Source organism: Azonexus sp. MM2026_4 (assembly GCF_055901855.1).
Genome location: NZ_CM148380.1, coordinates 1,730,232 through 1,744,223 on the forward strand (window position 1 = coordinate 1,730,232; position 13,992 = coordinate 1,744,223).

At 66.9% G+C, this 13,992-nt stretch carries 14 protein-coding genes; 2 read left to right on the forward strand and 12 right to left on the reverse strand.

Annotation, left to right across the window (positions count from 1 at the left end; translation table 11 throughout):
* Position 1: 1 nt before the first annotated feature.
* From AC0KWY_RS07985 to AC0KWY_RS07995, 3 genes are read right to left on the reverse strand one after another with little or no spacing between them, the layout of a single operon-like run.
* Positions 2 to 1,234 (reverse strand): argininosuccinate synthase, encoded by a 1,233-nt coding sequence (locus tag AC0KWY_RS07985; RefSeq protein WP_474029106.1) that lies wholly within the window; start codon positions 1,232 to 1,234, stop codon positions 2 to 4.
* Between the two features lie 32 nt (positions 1,235 to 1,266).
* A complete protein-coding gene (argF, locus tag AC0KWY_RS07990; RefSeq protein WP_474029107.1) occupies positions 1,267 to 2,187 on the reverse strand; it encodes an ornithine carbamoyltransferase in 921 nt (306 codons plus the stop codon).
* A gap of 4 nt (positions 2,188 to 2,191) precedes the next feature.
* The gene (locus tag AC0KWY_RS07995) at positions 2,192 to 3,364 is read right to left on the reverse strand and encodes an acetylornithine/succinylornithine family transaminase (protein ID WP_474029108.1); all 1,173 of its coding nucleotides are present in this window, start codon (positions 3,362 to 3,364) and stop codon (positions 2,192 to 2,194) included.
* Positions 3,365 to 3,503: 139 nt separating this feature from the next.
* Between AC0KWY_RS07995 and AC0KWY_RS08000 the strand changes: the two genes are divergently transcribed.
* Entirely contained in the window at positions 3,504 to 4,280 is a 777-nt protein-coding gene (locus AC0KWY_RS08000; RefSeq protein ID WP_474029109.1) for a ParA family protein, read from the forward strand.
* Here AC0KWY_RS08000 and AC0KWY_RS08005 read toward each other — a convergent pair.
* The 9 genes from AC0KWY_RS08005 to AC0KWY_RS08045 form a co-directional block, all read right to left on the reverse strand.
* Positions 4,267 to 4,482, reverse strand: a complete 216-nt coding sequence (locus tag AC0KWY_RS08005) for a hypothetical protein (RefSeq protein ID WP_416694053.1) — start codon at positions 4,480 to 4,482, stop codon at positions 4,267 to 4,269. The two genes, AC0KWY_RS08000 and AC0KWY_RS08005, sit on opposite strands and share 14 nt — an antisense overlap.
* A 135-nt stretch (positions 4,483 to 4,617) precedes the next feature.
* Positions 4,618 to 5,673 carry a hypothetical protein gene (locus AC0KWY_RS08010; RefSeq protein WP_474029110.1) on the reverse strand — a complete coding sequence of 352 codons (1,056 nt, stop codon included), beginning with the start codon at positions 5,671 to 5,673 and terminating at the stop codon, positions 4,618 to 4,620.
* 1 nt (position 5,674) lies between these two features.
* The gene (locus AC0KWY_RS08015) at positions 5,675 to 6,214 is read right to left on the reverse strand and encodes a hypothetical protein (protein WP_474029111.1); all 540 of its coding nucleotides are present in this window, start codon (positions 6,212 to 6,214) and stop codon (positions 5,675 to 5,677) included.
* Between the two features lie 106 nt (positions 6,215 to 6,320).
* Positions 6,321 to 7,601, reverse strand: coding sequence for a mechanosensitive ion channel family protein (locus tag AC0KWY_RS08020; RefSeq protein ID WP_474029112.1), 1,281 nt, complete (start codon positions 7,599 to 7,601; stop codon positions 6,321 to 6,323).
* Positions 7,598 to 8,860, reverse strand: a complete 1,263-nt coding sequence (locus tag AC0KWY_RS08025; RefSeq protein ID WP_474029113.1) for an RsmB/NOP family class I SAM-dependent RNA methyltransferase — start codon at positions 8,858 to 8,860, stop codon at positions 7,598 to 7,600. The genes AC0KWY_RS08020 and AC0KWY_RS08025 overlap by 4 nt, the downstream gene beginning before the upstream one ends.
* A gap of 232 nt (positions 8,861 to 9,092) precedes the next feature.
* Positions 9,093 to 10,094 carry a DUF3108 domain-containing protein gene (locus tag AC0KWY_RS08030; protein ID WP_474029114.1) on the reverse strand — a complete coding sequence of 334 codons (1,002 nt, stop codon included), beginning with the start codon at positions 10,092 to 10,094 and terminating at the stop codon, positions 9,093 to 9,095.
* A 6-nt stretch (positions 10,095 to 10,100) separates the two neighbouring features.
* Complete coding sequence (gene purN, locus AC0KWY_RS08035) at positions 10,101 to 10,748, reverse strand: phosphoribosylglycinamide formyltransferase (RefSeq protein ID WP_474029115.1); 648 nt, start codon at positions 10,746 to 10,748, stop codon at positions 10,101 to 10,103.
* Between the two features lie 2 nt (positions 10,749 to 10,750).
* Positions 10,751 to 11,452 carry a hypothetical protein gene (locus AC0KWY_RS08040; protein ID WP_474029116.1) on the reverse strand — a complete coding sequence of 234 codons (702 nt, stop codon included), beginning with the start codon at positions 11,450 to 11,452 and terminating at the stop codon, positions 10,751 to 10,753.
* Positions 11,452 to 12,096 carry a DedA family protein gene (locus AC0KWY_RS08045; RefSeq protein WP_474029711.1) on the reverse strand — a complete coding sequence of 215 codons (645 nt, stop codon included), beginning with the start codon at positions 12,094 to 12,096 and terminating at the stop codon, positions 11,452 to 11,454. The genes AC0KWY_RS08040 and AC0KWY_RS08045 overlap by 1 nt, the downstream gene beginning before the upstream one ends.
* Positions 12,097 to 12,138: 42 nt before the next feature.
* Between AC0KWY_RS08045 and mutL the strand changes: the two genes are divergently transcribed.
* Entirely contained in the window at positions 12,139 to 13,974 is a 1,836-nt protein-coding gene (gene mutL / locus AC0KWY_RS08050) for a DNA mismatch repair endonuclease MutL (protein WP_474029117.1), read from the forward strand.
* Positions 13,975 to 13,992: the final 18 nt, after the last annotated feature.

A 13,992-nucleotide genomic window follows, 5' to 3' on the forward strand; every position in this document is an offset into this window, starting at 1 on the left:
ATCAACCGCCCTTGCGCGCCTTCAGGTTGGCGGCGATGCGCATGCGCAGCGCGTTCAACTTGATGAAGCCGCCGGCATCCTTCTGGTCGTAGGCGCCGGCGTCGTCCTCGAAGGTGGCGATGGTCGAGTCGAACAGCGAATCGGTCTTCGAATCGCGGCCGACGACGATGACGTTGCCCTTGTACAGCTTGAGGCGGACGAAGCCGTTGACGTTCTGCTGGGTGTGGTCGATCAGGGTCTGCAGGGCGACGCGTTCCGGGCTCCACCAGTAGCCGTTGTACACCAGGCTGGCGTAGCGCGGCATCAGGTCGTCCTTGAGGTGGGCGACTTCGCGGTCGAGGGTGACCGACTCGATGGCGCGGTGGGCGCGCAGCATGATCGTGCCGCCCGGGGTTTCGTAACAGCCGCGCGACTTCATGCCGACGTAGCGGTTCTCGACCAGGTCGAGACGGCCGATGCCGTGCTTGCCGCCGAGCTGGTTGAGCTTGGTCAGCACCTGGGCCGGGCTCAGGCGTTCGCCGTTGAGCGCAACGATGTCGCCCTTCTCGTATTCGATGTCGAGGTATTCGGCCGCATCGGGCGCCGCTTCCGGCGATACCGTCCACCGCCACATGCTTTCCTCGGCTTCCGCCGCCGGGTCTTCCAGGTGACGGCCTTCGTAGGAGATGTGCAGCAGGTTGGCATCCATCGAGTACGGCGAACCGCCCTGCTTGTGCTTCATTTCGACCGGGATGCCGTGCCGTTCGGCGTAGGCGAGCAGCTTCTCGCGCGACAGCAGGTCCCATTCGCGCCACGGCGCAATGACCTTGACGCCCGGCTTCAGCGCGTAGGCGCCGAGTTCGAAGCGGACCTGGTCGTTGCCCTTGCCGGTGGCGCCGTGCGAGATGGCGTCGGCGCCGGTCAGGTTGGTGATGTCGATCAGGCGCTTGGCGATCAGCGGGCGAGCGATCGAGGTACCGAGCAGGTATTCGCCTTCATAAACGGTGTTGCAGCGGAACATCGGGAAGACGAAGTCGCGCACGAATTCCTCGCGCAGGTCGTCGATGAAGATGTTTTCCGGCTTGATGCCGAACTTCAGCGCCTTGGCACGCGCCGGCTCGAGCTCTTCGCCCTGACCGAGGTCGGCGGTGAAGGTCACCACTTCGCATTGATAGGTGTCCTGCAGCCACTTGAGGATGACCGAGGTATCCAGACCGCCCGAATAGGCGAGAACCACTTTCTTGACGTCGCTCATTTGCTTTTCCAGTTACGTTTTGACAATGCAGCTCAGACCTTGAGACGGCCGAGCAGCAGGTATTCCATCAATGCCTTCTGGACGTGCAGGCGGTTTTCCGCTTCGTCCCAGACCACCGATTGCGGACCGTCGATGACGTCCGCCGTCACTTCCTCGCCGCGATGCGCCGGCAGGCAGTGCATGAACAGCGCCTTCGGATCGGCGACCGCCATCATCTCGGCGTTGACGCACCAGTCGGCGAAGGCCTTCATGCGCGCTTCGTTCTCGGCCTCGTAGCCCATCGACGTCCATACGTCGGTGGTGACCAGGTCGGCACCGCGGCAGGCGTCCATCGGGTCGGCGAAGACCGCGTAGCGCGACGGGTTGACCCCAGCGATCAGCTCCGGGTTCAATTCGTAGCCGGGCGGCGTTAACACATGGACCTTGAAGTCGAGTACTTCGGCGGCCTGCAGCCAGGTGTTGCACATGTTGTTGGCGTCGCCGACCCAGGCCACCGTCTTGCCACTGATGCAGCCGCGGTGCTCGATGTAGGTGAAGATGTCGGCGAGGATCTGGCAGGGGTGGTATTCGTTGGTCAGGCCGTTGATCACCGGCACCCGCGAGTTGGCGGCGAAGCGTTCGATGATGTCCTGCTCGAAGGTGCGGATCATCACGATGTCGCTCATGCGCGAGATGACCTGCGCCGCGTCCTCGACCGGCTCGCCGCGCCCGAGCTGGGAATCGCGGGTATTCAGGTAGATCGCCGAGCCGCCGAGCTGCTGCACGCCGGCTTCGAACGACAGGCGGGTGCGCGTGCTCGCCTTCTCGAAGATCATCACCAGCGTGCGGTCGGTCAGCGGCCAGTACTTCTGGTAGGACTTGAACTGGTCCTTGATCCAGCGCGTGCGCTCGAAGACGTACTGGTGTTCTTCGCGGGTGAAGTCCTTGAATTGCAGGAAATGCTTGATCGCCATCGTCTCACCCCGCCAGGAAGGCCTTGATCAGCGGCAGCATGCGGGCCACCAGTTCGCGGGCGTCGGCTTCGCTGAAGTTGAGCGGCGGCAGCAGGCGGATCACGGTGTCGCCGGTGACGTTGATCAGCAGGCCGGCGGCCAGCCCCTGGGCGACCAGCGCGCCGCACGGACGGTCGAGCTCGACGCCGATCATCAGGCCGTGGCCGCGGATATCGACGACGCCAGCCGTGCCGGCCAGGCCTTCGGCGAAGCCCTGGCGGATCAGCGCTCCGATGCGTTCGGCGTTGGCCAGCAGGCCTTCTTCCTCGATGCAGTCGAGGGTGGTCAGCGCCGCCGTGCAGGCGAGCGGGTTGCCGCCGAAGGTCGAGCCGTGGTTGCCCGGCCCGAACAGCCCGGCGGCGCGGCCACCGGCCATGCAGGCGCCGATCGGCACGCCGGAAGCGAGGCCCTTGGCCAGCGTCGCGACGTCCGGCTGGACGCCGACCTGCTGGTAGCCGAACCACTTGCCGGTGCGGCCCATGCCGCACTGCACTTCGTCGCAGATCATCAGCCATTCGTGGGCGTCGCAGATCTCGCGCACGCCGCGGTAGTAGGCCGCGTCGCGCAGGTGGATGCCGCCCTCGCCCTGGATCACTTCCAGCATCACGCCGACGATGTTGCGGTTGTGCTCGGCGACCGCGCGGATGGCGTCGAGATCGCCGTAGGGAACGCGGACGAAGCCGGCGACCAGCGGCTCGAAGCCGACCTGCACCTTGTAGTTGCCGGTGGCCGACAGGGTCGCCATGGTCCGCCCGTGGAAGGACTTTTCCATGACGATGATGGTCGGCAGCTCGACGCCCTTCTTGTGGCCGTAGAAACGCGCCAGCTTGATCGCCGCCTCGTTGGCTTCGCAACCGGAATTGCAGAAGAACACTTCCTGCATGCCGGACAGCGCGCACAGCTTGTCGGCCAGTTTTTCCTGGCCGGTGACGCCGTAGAGGTTGGAGGTGTGGATCAGGCGCCCGGCCTGTTCGGCGATCGCCGCGACCAGCTTGGGATGGGCGTGGCCCAGGGTATTGACGGCGATTCCGGAGAGCGCGTCCAGGTACTCGCGGCCCTCGGTATCGGTGACCCGGCTGCCCTTGCCATGGCTGAAAGCCACCGGCAGGCGGGCGTAGGTGTTCATGACATGCGACATGAGGCAAACCCCATAAAACGAAAACGGCGGCCATCGCCGCCGGAACGATTGCAACGCGGACCGGCAAAAATATCCGGAAAGAGTTGCAGAAAGCTGAATGTTAAGTGAAAAATAGCGCCTTGTATAGAACGGCCACACCATGCGAATCGCCATTTTCAACCAGAAAGGCGGCGTCGGTAAAACGACCACCGCGCTCAACCTCGGGGCCGCCCTGCATCGTTCGGGAAACGCCCCGCTCCTCATCGATCTCGATCCGCAAGGCCATCTCTCCAGTATTCACGGCGACATCCCGCTCGCCTCCGGGAAGAGCCTGTTCGCCTTTTTCCAGGACCAGCAGACCCTGCAATCGCTCGAAGTCGAGTGGGAGCACATTGGCCAACTGATTCCAGCCCACCAGCAGTTGATCAAGGTGGACTCGATCTTCGGCAAGGGACCGGCCGTCCTCAACAAGCTGCGCCACGGCCTCGACGCGCTGGAAGCGGTCCATCCCGACCGCCACTGCCTGATCGACTGCTGCCCCTACATCGGCGTCCTGGCGCTCAACGCCATCTTCGCCTGCGACACGCTGCTCATCCCGGTATCCACCGACTACCTGTCGCTGCAGGCCGCCGAGCACATCACGCGCACGCTGGAAGTCCTGGAACCGGTGATGAAGCGCCGCGTCACCCGGCTCTACCTGCTGACCCGTTTCGACCGCCGCCGGCGGATGAGCGAAGACGTGCGCCAGCGCCTGTGCGAACGCTACGGCGACGACGTCCTCGATATTGCGATTTCGGAAAATGTGACGGTGGCCGAAAGCCCGTCGCTACAACAGGACGTCTTCCGCCACAACGCCGCCAGCGCCGGTGCCCACGACTACCGCAGCCTGCTCGACGAACTGGCCGAACGCGGCTGCCTGCCGCTCACGACAGGCTGAGCGGCAGCGCCAGACTCTCGTAATTGACCGTCCCCAGGCGGCCGTTCATGCTGACCCGCCGCTGCGTGCATTCGAGCACCTCGCAGTGGTTGTAGATCTGCGCCACCTTGCGTCGCGCTTCGTCCTCATCCCGCCCGTAGAAGGAAAGATGGTCGACGACGACGCCGTTGCGCGTCCTGATCCGGAAGAGAAATTTGTTCATCGTCCCAGCCAGCATAAAAAGTCCTGATAGATCAAAGTTCTACGGGGAGTATATGCCGTTGGTACTAACAACACAATCCGTTTACATTGTAAAAAACCGTCTCCCTGGCCGCCGCTCAACACCCCTTGTTGCGGCTTACTTCGGCGAGCTGCCGCCAGCCCCCGGCAAAGCCTCGCTGCGCCCGACGAATGCCGACACCAGACGGTCCATGAAGGCGAACAGCAGCTCGACGCTGTAGCCGGCAAGGAAGGCCAGCGCGAACGGGGTCAGCGAGGCGAGCGGACTGGTCGCATCGCCGCCGACGCCGAACCAGGCGATCACCAGCCCGGTCAGTCCGCCGGTGTAGATGCGCACCTGATAGAGGCGGCCGGCGACGTGGGTACGGCGCTCGATGCCGGCGGCCAGCGTGCGCAGCACGTGCAGGCAACTGCCGAGCAGGCCGTAGAGCAGCGGCAGCAGGTAGAGTTCGACGCACTCCTTGGCCAGACTGGCCTCCAGCCGGGCCTTGCGCATCGTCGAGAAGGGACTGCCGGCGGCCTCGTCGAGCGCCGCGCTGCGCCGGGCGATGCCGGGCACCAGCGCGCGCCAGATGTCGTTCCACTGTTCGAGGGCGGCGACGCGGATCGCCAGATCGAGATTGAGCTGCTCACCGGCCGCCTCGAGTTTCAGGAGTTCCCGGTCGTCGTCGGCGAGCTGCGCCTTGCCCAGCGTCGCCAGCCGTTCGCCGACCCGCTCGGCTTCGGCGACCAGTTGCGCCGCCTGGGCTTCGAGCCGGTTGCCGATCACCCAGTACATCTGCACCGCCAGCAACAGCACGAGGACCACGAAGGAGCCCAGCGAGAAACGATAGATGCTGCGCTCGGCGTGCGTCGTCAATTTGGGGCCGAAGAGCCGGTCGAGCAGACGACCAGTGACACCGCGCCGCCCCTGGCGGCCCATCGTCGCTTCGATGCTGTCCGAAGTCACCGGCTGGACAGCGCGGGCCAGGCTGCCGTAGGCCTCCCAGAAACGCGTCGTCGCCGCCACCGCCGCCGCATCGGTGGCCGCATCCGGCAGTTGCCGGGCGGCAACGATGGTCGCCAGCACGCCTTCGTCGAGTTCGAGGCCGTTTTCGGCGGCGTAGGCCAGCAACAGGTCGGCCTCTTCGATGGCGCGCCGCAATGCCGTGTTCACGAGCGGGGTCTGGGTCATCTCATTTCACCGTGATCGAGTAACGACAAGGCTTGCCGCCGTCGCACAGGACCGGCGTATGGTCGGCATAGACGACGGCGACGCTCCACCGGCCGGGACCGGGACGCGCCTTGGCGCTCCAGGTCCGCCAGTCGAAATGGCCGCGCGCCCTGACTTCCTGGCGCAGCGCGGCAAGCAGCTCGCGGCTGCCGGCGCTGAGGGCGATCGAATCGGTCATCTCGGTCTGCCCCTCGGCCTGCACCCCGGCGAAACTCTCGCGAAACCAACGGTGGCGGATCGGCAGCCGTCCCGCCTGTTCGAGCCGGGCCAGCGCCGCCTCGCTCGCCCGCAGGCGCATCCACAGCACCAGCGGCCGGCGGGCCGGCGCATTGCTCGGGAGGGCGACCGGCTGCCGCGACCCCGGATCGACCGCCGCCGACCAGCGCGCTTCGGCGATTTCAACCAGCGGCGGCGCGCTGCCTGCGGCGTCTTCCTGCTGCGCCGTCGCGGTCGATGCCGCCAGCGCAACCAGGATGCCGACCAGTGAACTTGCTGCCTTCATCGAACCCCCGCCTTTCCGCCAAGTTCCTCTCAGAGCCAGGCAAAATAGGCCGCGCCACCGGCAATGTCAACGACATTATTCCAGCCCGAAGGCATGGCAAAGGGGATCAGGAAACCTGCTGCGGAACGCCGCCGAGCAGCCTGACTTCGCGCTGCGGGAAGGGAATCTGCACGCCGTGCTGGCGGAAGCTGCGCCAAATGTCGAGGTTGATCACCGACACGACGTTCATCTTGCCGTTCTCCGGGTCGGCGACCCAGAAGCCCAGCTCGAGATTGATGCTGCTGTCGGCGAACTGGGTGAGCAGCACGCTCGGCGCCGGATCGGCGAGCACCCTTTCCTGGCGCTGCGCGCATTCGACCATCAGGCGCATCGCCAGTTCGAGGTCGCAGTCGTAGGCGACGCCGACCGTCGTCGCCAGACGCATGCTGTTGTCGGAGTAGGTCTGGTTCTGCACCGTGCTGCCGATCAGGGTCTCGTTGGGGACGATGAACTCGGTACCGCCGGCATGGCGCAACACCGTGTAGCGGGTGGTGATCTGGGTGACCGTGCCGCTGTCGGCGCCAACCTGGACGATGTTGCCGATGCGGATCGAGCGGTCGAGCAGGATGATGAAGCCGGAGACGTAGTTGCTGGCGATCTTCTGCAGACCGAAACCGAGACCGACGCCGAGCGCCCCGGTGAACACCGAGAGCGCCGTCATGTCGATGCCGACCAGCGCCAGGCTGGTCAGCACGGCGACCACGGTGAGCAGCGCCTTGGCGACGCGCACGCCGACGATGCGCAGGTTGCCGTCGAGCGACTGCATGCGCATCAGGCGCCCTTCGATGACGCCGGCGACCCACAAGGCGAAGACGACGGTCAGGAAGACGGTGACGATGCCGCTGCAGATCACCCACAGGTTGAGGTGCTGCTTGCCGATCTTGAAATCGACCTGCTCCAGCGCATCGACCACGTAAGGCGCGAGATCGGTGATGTAGAGCGCCAGCCAGCCCCAGACCAGGGTGGCGATCAGCTTTTCCCAGGCGGCCAGCCAGCCGGCGCCGGGAAAGGCCTGGCGCAGCACGAAGACGACGCCGCGCACGAGCGCCATCGAGCCAAGCAGGGAGAGCGCCAGCTTGAGCAGGGTGACCGGGAAGAAATTCTTCAGGATCAGCAGCGCGACGCCGGTCAGCAGCATGCCGGAAAGCGGGAAAGCCAGCCGGTTGCCGACCTGGCGCAGATGCCAGCCCGCCTCCTGCGGATGCTTCGCCTGCCACCAGCGGGCAATACCCCAGGCCAGCCCGAGGCTGCTCAGCAGCGCCGCCACCTGCCAGATGAAACTGGGCTCGTGGAAGTCTTCGAGCAGGTGACCGATCAGCTTGCCGAAGGCGATTTCGGAATCGTTCATGCCTGGCGCTCCATGACGGCGGCGAAGAAACCGTCGGTATCGTGCTGCTGCGGCAAGAGTTGCAGCATGGCGCCGGGCAGTTCGATGCCGAAGCGCGCCAGCACGCCGTCCGCCGGCACCAGGACGAAGCCCGGATGGGCGGCGAGGAAGGCCTCGACCACTGCCGCGTTTTCCTCGCGCAGCAGGCTGCAGGTCGCGTACACCAGGCGCCCGCCGGGCCGTACCAGGGTTGCCGCCGAGGCCAGGATGGCGGCCTGCTTGGCGGTCAGTTCGGCGACCGCGCCGGCGTCCTGACGCCATTTCAGGTCGGGATTGCGGCGCAGCGTGCCGAGCCCGGAACAGGGCGCGTCGACCAGCACGCGGTCGGCCTTGCCGGCCAGGCGCTTGACCTTCAGGTCGCGCTCGTGCTCGATGCGCACCGGGTGGACATTGGACAGCCCGGAACGGGCCAGGCGCGGCTTCAGGTTGGCCAAGCGCTTGTCGGAAACGTCGAAGGCGTAGAGACGGCCGGTGTTCTTCATCTGCGCGCCGAGCAGCAGCGTCTTGCCGCCGGCACCGGCGCAGAAATCGACGACCATCTCGCCGCGCTTGGCCTCGAGCAGCAGGCCGAGCAACTGGCTGCCCTCGTCCTGGACCTCGAAACTGCCGTCGAGGAAGGCCGGAGTCTTCGCCAGCGCCGGCTTGTCGCGCAGGCGCACGGCCAGCGGCGACCAGCGCCCGTGTGCGGCGCCGATACCGTCGGCGGCGAGCCGGGCGAGCAAGCGCTCACGGTCGGTCTTCAGGGTATTGACGCGCAGATCGAGCGGCGCCGGCCGGTTGAGGGCAGCGGCCAGGGCGCGGATTTCCTCGTCGGTGTACTGGGCGAGCAGGCGCTCGTACAGCCAGTCCGGCAGGTCGCAGCGCACCGCCGGCGGCAGGTCGTCGTCACGCACCGCCTTGACGCCGGCCAGCCAGGCCTCCTCGCTCGCCTTCAGCACCGGCGCCAGCTCGCGCTGGCTCCAGCCGCGGGCGACGGCCAGCGTCGCCAGCAGGCGCTGCCGGTTGTCGGGGCGTTCGCCGCAGCGGGCGTCCAGGCTGCGCCGACGGCGCAGGAAGGCGAACACCGTCTCGGCGACGAAGGCGCGGTCGGCGTGGCCGAGCTGGCGGTGCTCACGGAAATAATGCGAAACAACGGCGTCGGCCGGATGGTCGAAACGCAGCAACTGGCCGAGCAACTGCTCGGCGTGGGCAAACAGGGCGGGTGTGAAACGGGCTTTCATGATCCTTGAAACTTCAGTTGGACGCGGCCGATGGCGCGTTTGGACGGGATGGCCGGCGCGAAGCGACGACGCGGCAGGCTCATGCCTGCAAGGAGGAGCAACAAAGCCGGGCAGCCGTCCGGACGTGCCAGCGGCCGCGTAGCGCCATCACCCAAAGGGGAAGTCGTAGCGCAGACGCGGCGGTCGGCATTCATGCGGCGGCACCAGGAGAGACAAGCGGTCAACTGAGGTTTCAAGGATTATTTTCCGGGGCGGCGTCGATTTCGGTGGCGCGCAATTCGTAACTGTCGCCCTTCTTGTCGGTGAAACGGATTTTAACCGGGAGTCGCCAGCGGTCGAGGGCGATCCAGATTTCGGTGACGGTGTCGCCGGCGGCCCGCAGGTGCAGGGTGCGGAACTTGCCGGCCGGCGTTTCTATGGTTTCTTCCCCGAAGGCATCGAGGCTGTAGGGCTGGTACTTGCGGCCGGTGACGACGCCGATGCTGCTGCCGTTTTCCAGCGCCGCCAGGTAGGCCAGCTGGTAATTGAGCGACAGCAGGTCCTGGCTCCCGGTCGTCAGCGCCTGCACGCTACCGTCGCGCTGCAGCCGGACCTGGCGCGTCGCCCAGTCGAAATCGGCATCCTCGCCGCGCGACACGCCGTTGCGCAGGACGCGGAAGCTTTCCGGCTGCAAGCCGCCCGGCCCCAGCCGGCCGCGACTTTCATGTTCCTGGCGCAGCGGCTTGAACAGTGCGGCGAGGCCGCTGGTCTCGATCATCGCTCGCAGACGGTAAGTACCGTCGCCGGGAAACTCCCAGCGATGCTCGGCGCGGCCGATCTGCATGCCGAGCGAATCCTTGACGACGACGAAGGCCAGCCGGCCGCTGCCGGCCAGCACCGGGGCCACCGGGGCTACCGGCGGTGTTACGGCAGGAGTTGGCGGCTCCGGCGAGGATGTCACCTCGGGCGGCAGCAGCTCGCCCGGCGTCAAGGCGTTTTCCGGGGCGCTACTGGGCGGCACGACCGGCGGCGGCGCGCTCGCCGGCGCCGGGGTCGGCACAAGGGGTTTCTTCGCCGCGGGCGGCGGCGTAGCCGGCTGCGCAGGTGGCGGCGGAAGCGGCGGCGGGCGCCGCAACTCGGCCTGCAACGGCGGCGTTTCCGGCGGTTCGCCGAACATCCCGAAGTCGATGCCGAACAAGGCCAGGGCGTGCACCAGCACGGACAAGGCGACGGCAACGACCAGAATGTAGCGCATCTAGGATCAGCGCAGGCCGGGGGCGATCAGTACCGCGTCGTCAACCAGCGAGGCATCGAACACGACCCGGCCGTCGACCAGGCGCGCCCTGCCTTCGGCCAGCCAGCGCACGGCCTGCGGGTAGATGCGGTGTTCCTGGCGCAGCACGCGCGCCGCCAGGCTCGCCTCGTCGTCGCCGTCGACCACCGGCACCGCGGCCTGGATGACGACCGGACCGTGGTCGAGTTCGGCGGTGACGAAGTGCACCGTGCAGCCGTGGATGCGCACGCCCTCGTCGAGCGCCCGCTGGTGCGTGTGCAAGCCGGGAAAGGACGGCAGCAGCGAGGGATGGATGTTGAGCAGGCGACCTTCGTAGTGACGGACGAAGGCCGGCGTCAGGATGCGCATGAAGCCGGCGAGGATCACCAGGTCGGGCGTAAATTCGTCGATGCAGGCGGCGAGCGCGGCATCGAACTCGTCGCGCCCGGCGTAGGCCTTGTGGTCGAGGCAGCGGGTGGCGATGCCGGCGGCGGCGGCGGTGTCCAGGCCTTTGGCGGCCGGCCGGTTGCTGATCACGGCGGCGATGTCGACCGGCAGGCGGCCGCCGTCGCGTTCGGCGATCAATGCCTCCATGTTGCTGCCGCGGCCGGAAATCAGGATGACGATCTTTTTCATGTTCAGAGACCTACGGGAAGGAAGATGGCGGTCGCCAGCGACTGGGTGACGCGCGACAGCGTGCGGCCGTTGCGGTCGGCGACGATCTGCGCCATGAAGTCGAGCAGGCCGATGATGCGGCCGAATTCGCGCTCGAAGGAGATGTTGCGGTTGCCGGGGTCGAGTTCGTTCGACAGGATGAAGAATTCGCCGCTGGCGCGGCGATCGTGGCCCAGCTTCCAGATGGCGATTTCCATGTTGCGCGCGGCGTTGTGCAGCTTGGTCTCGTCCAGGCTGTCGAGGACGTAGAAATCGTCCTTGTGTTCGTAAGCCGCATCGACCATGGTCAGCAGGCCGAACATCAGCGCCGCCACGCGATCGCCGGCGAATTCCTCGGCGAAGGCCAGATTCGCCGCCAGGCGTTCGCGCTGGCCGCGCAGTTCCGGCCAGGCGGCACTGACCCGCTGACGCAGACGCTGCACCGCCGCCTCGCGGCTGGCCGCGCCGGATTGCTTCCATTCGCGCGGGTTGCGCTTGTACAGCTTGTCGGCGATCGCCAGCAGGCCGGCGACGACCTCGCGCCGGCTGGTGTCGGTGATGCGGTCGACCTCGGTCTTCAGCAGGTAGCGCGCGTTGACCGTCGTCTCGGTGCGACCGTCGCGCCCCAGCTTGGTCGCGCAGGCGAGCTGCGACAGCGCGAGGACGACGACGATCAGCCAGCGCATCAGGCGCTCCGCCGGTGCTGCAGGTAGCCGATCGCCGCCGGCAGCAACGAGACGGCGATGATGGCGAGGATCAGCAGCGACAGGTTCTGCTTGACCCAGGGCAGGTTGCCCAGCCAGTAACCGGCCAGGCACAGCGACAGCACCCAGGCGGCGGCACCGATCAGGTTGAAGAAGGTGAATTTGGCCCAGGACATCGCTCCGATGCCGGCGACGAACGGGGCGAAGCTGCGGAACAGCGGCAGGAAGCGCGAGATGATCAGCGTCTTGCCGCCGTGGATCTCGTAGAAGGCGTGCGTCTTCTGCAGCGCCGCCTTGTTGAAGATGCGCGAGTTTTCCCAGTGGAAGACCTTCGGCCCGAGGAAGCGGCCGATCTGGTAGTTCACCGTGTTGCCCAGCACCGCGGCGGCGAGCAGGACGGCGCACAGGGTGGTGATGTCCATGCCGCCCTGGCCGAGCGCGGCCAGCGCGCCGGCGACGAAGAGCAGCGAATCGCCGGGCAGGAAGGGAAAGATGACGAAACCGGTCTCGGCGAAGATGATGAAGAAGAGGATGGCGTAGATCCACAGGCCGTACTGCTGGACCAGGAGAGCGAGGTGAACGTCGAGGTGGAGGACGATGTCGATGAATTGGGTGAGCAGTTCCATGCGCGGGCCGGTCTTTGAACGAGGCGGCATTATAATCCGGGCATGCCTACCATCGCCCGCCTCCCCGACCTCCTGATCAGCCAGATTGCCGCCGGCGAGGTCGTCGAAAGACCCGCTTCGGTCTTGAAGGAACTGCTCGAAAACAGCCTCGACGCCGGCAGCACGGCGATTCAGGTGCATCTGGAGGAAGGCGGCGTCAAGCTGATCCGCATCACCGACGACGGCTGCGGGATTGCCAGGGACGAGCTGGCGCTGGCGCTGACCCGGCACGCCACCTCGAAGATCGCCAGCCTCGACGACCTCGAACGCGTCGCCAGCTTCGGTTTTCGCGGCGAGGCGCTGGCCTCGGTCGCCGCTGTCGCCCGACTCGCCATCACCAGCCGCGAAAGGGGCGCCGGCCACGCCTGGAAGCTGCGCGGCGAAAATGGTGCAGAGCCCGAGCCGGCGGCGCTGATGGCCGGCACCGTGGTCGAGATGCGCGACCTCTATTACAACACCCCGGCCCGGCGCAAATTCCTCAAGTCGGAGAGCACCGAGTTCGCCCACTGCGCCGATGCCGTCCGCCGCCTGGCGCTGACCCGGCCCGACGTCGCCATCAGCCTGACGCACAACGGCCGCAGTCTGTTTCAACTGGCCCCGGCCGACCGCGCCCGGCGCATCGCCGAAGTGGTCGGCGACGACTTCGTCGCCGTCGCGCGTTCGGTCAACGCCGCCGCCGGGCCGATCGTTCTGAGCGGTTTCGCCATCGACCCGACCCGCGCCGGCGAAGCCAAGGATGGCCAGAACGTCTTCGTCAACGGCCGCTTCGTGCGCGACAAGATCATCGGCCACGCGCTGCGCGAAGCCTACCGCGACGTCCTGCACGGCGCCCGCCAGCCGGCCGTCTGCCTGTTCCTCGAGATCGACCCCGGGCTGGTCAACGTCAACGTCCACCCGGCCAAGACCGAAGTCCGCTTCCGCGACTCGCGCGCCGTGCACCAGTTCGTCTACCACGCCATCCAGCGCACGCTGGCGACGCCGATCCAGGCGCCGGCCGTGGCAAAAACGCCGGGCCCGAGCGAAAACCGGGGACAGACCCCGGTTTTCGCCGAGAAAAATCCGTACTCCGCCACCGCATCAGCGGCCCCTGCCTTCCCGCCGCCGCTGCGCCACCAGGCCAGCCTCGGCGTTGCCGAGCCCGCCGCCACGGCCTATCTGGCCTTCGCCCAGGCCGCCCAGCGCCTGGCGCCGACCAGTAGCAGTAGCGCGGCCGATGCGCCGCAATTCCGTCCGGAAGTGCCGGTCGACCGCGACGGCCCGCCGCTCGGCTACGCACTGGCGCAACTGCACGGCATCTACATCCTGGCGCAGAACGCCGGCGGACTGATCGTCGTCGACATGCACGCGGCGCATGAGCGCATCCTCTACGAAAAGCTGAAGACCGCCTTCGACAACCGCCAGGTAGCGACCCAGAACCTGCTGATCCCGGCCGTCTTCTCGGCCGATCCGCTCGATGTCGCGGCGGTCGAGGAACATGCGGAAGCGCTAGCCGAACTCGGCTTCCGGATTGCCCCGCTCGGCCCCGGCCAGCTCGGCGTGCGCGCCGTGCCGGCGCTGCTCCAGTCGGGCGACCCGGTGGCGCTGGCGCGCTCGCTGATCGCCGACCTGCGCGAACACGGCATCACCCAGTTGGCCACCGCGCGGCGCAACGAACTGCTGGCGACCATGGCCTGCCATGGCGCGGTGCGCGCCCGCCGGCAACTGGCGATTCCCGAGATGAACGCGCTGCTGCGGCAGATGGAAGAGACCGAACGCGCCGGCCAGTGCAACCACGGCCGACCGACGTGGACCGCGCTGTCGCTCGACGAACTCGACAAATTGTTTCTTCGCGGTCGATAATCCAGGTTCATCACGCCC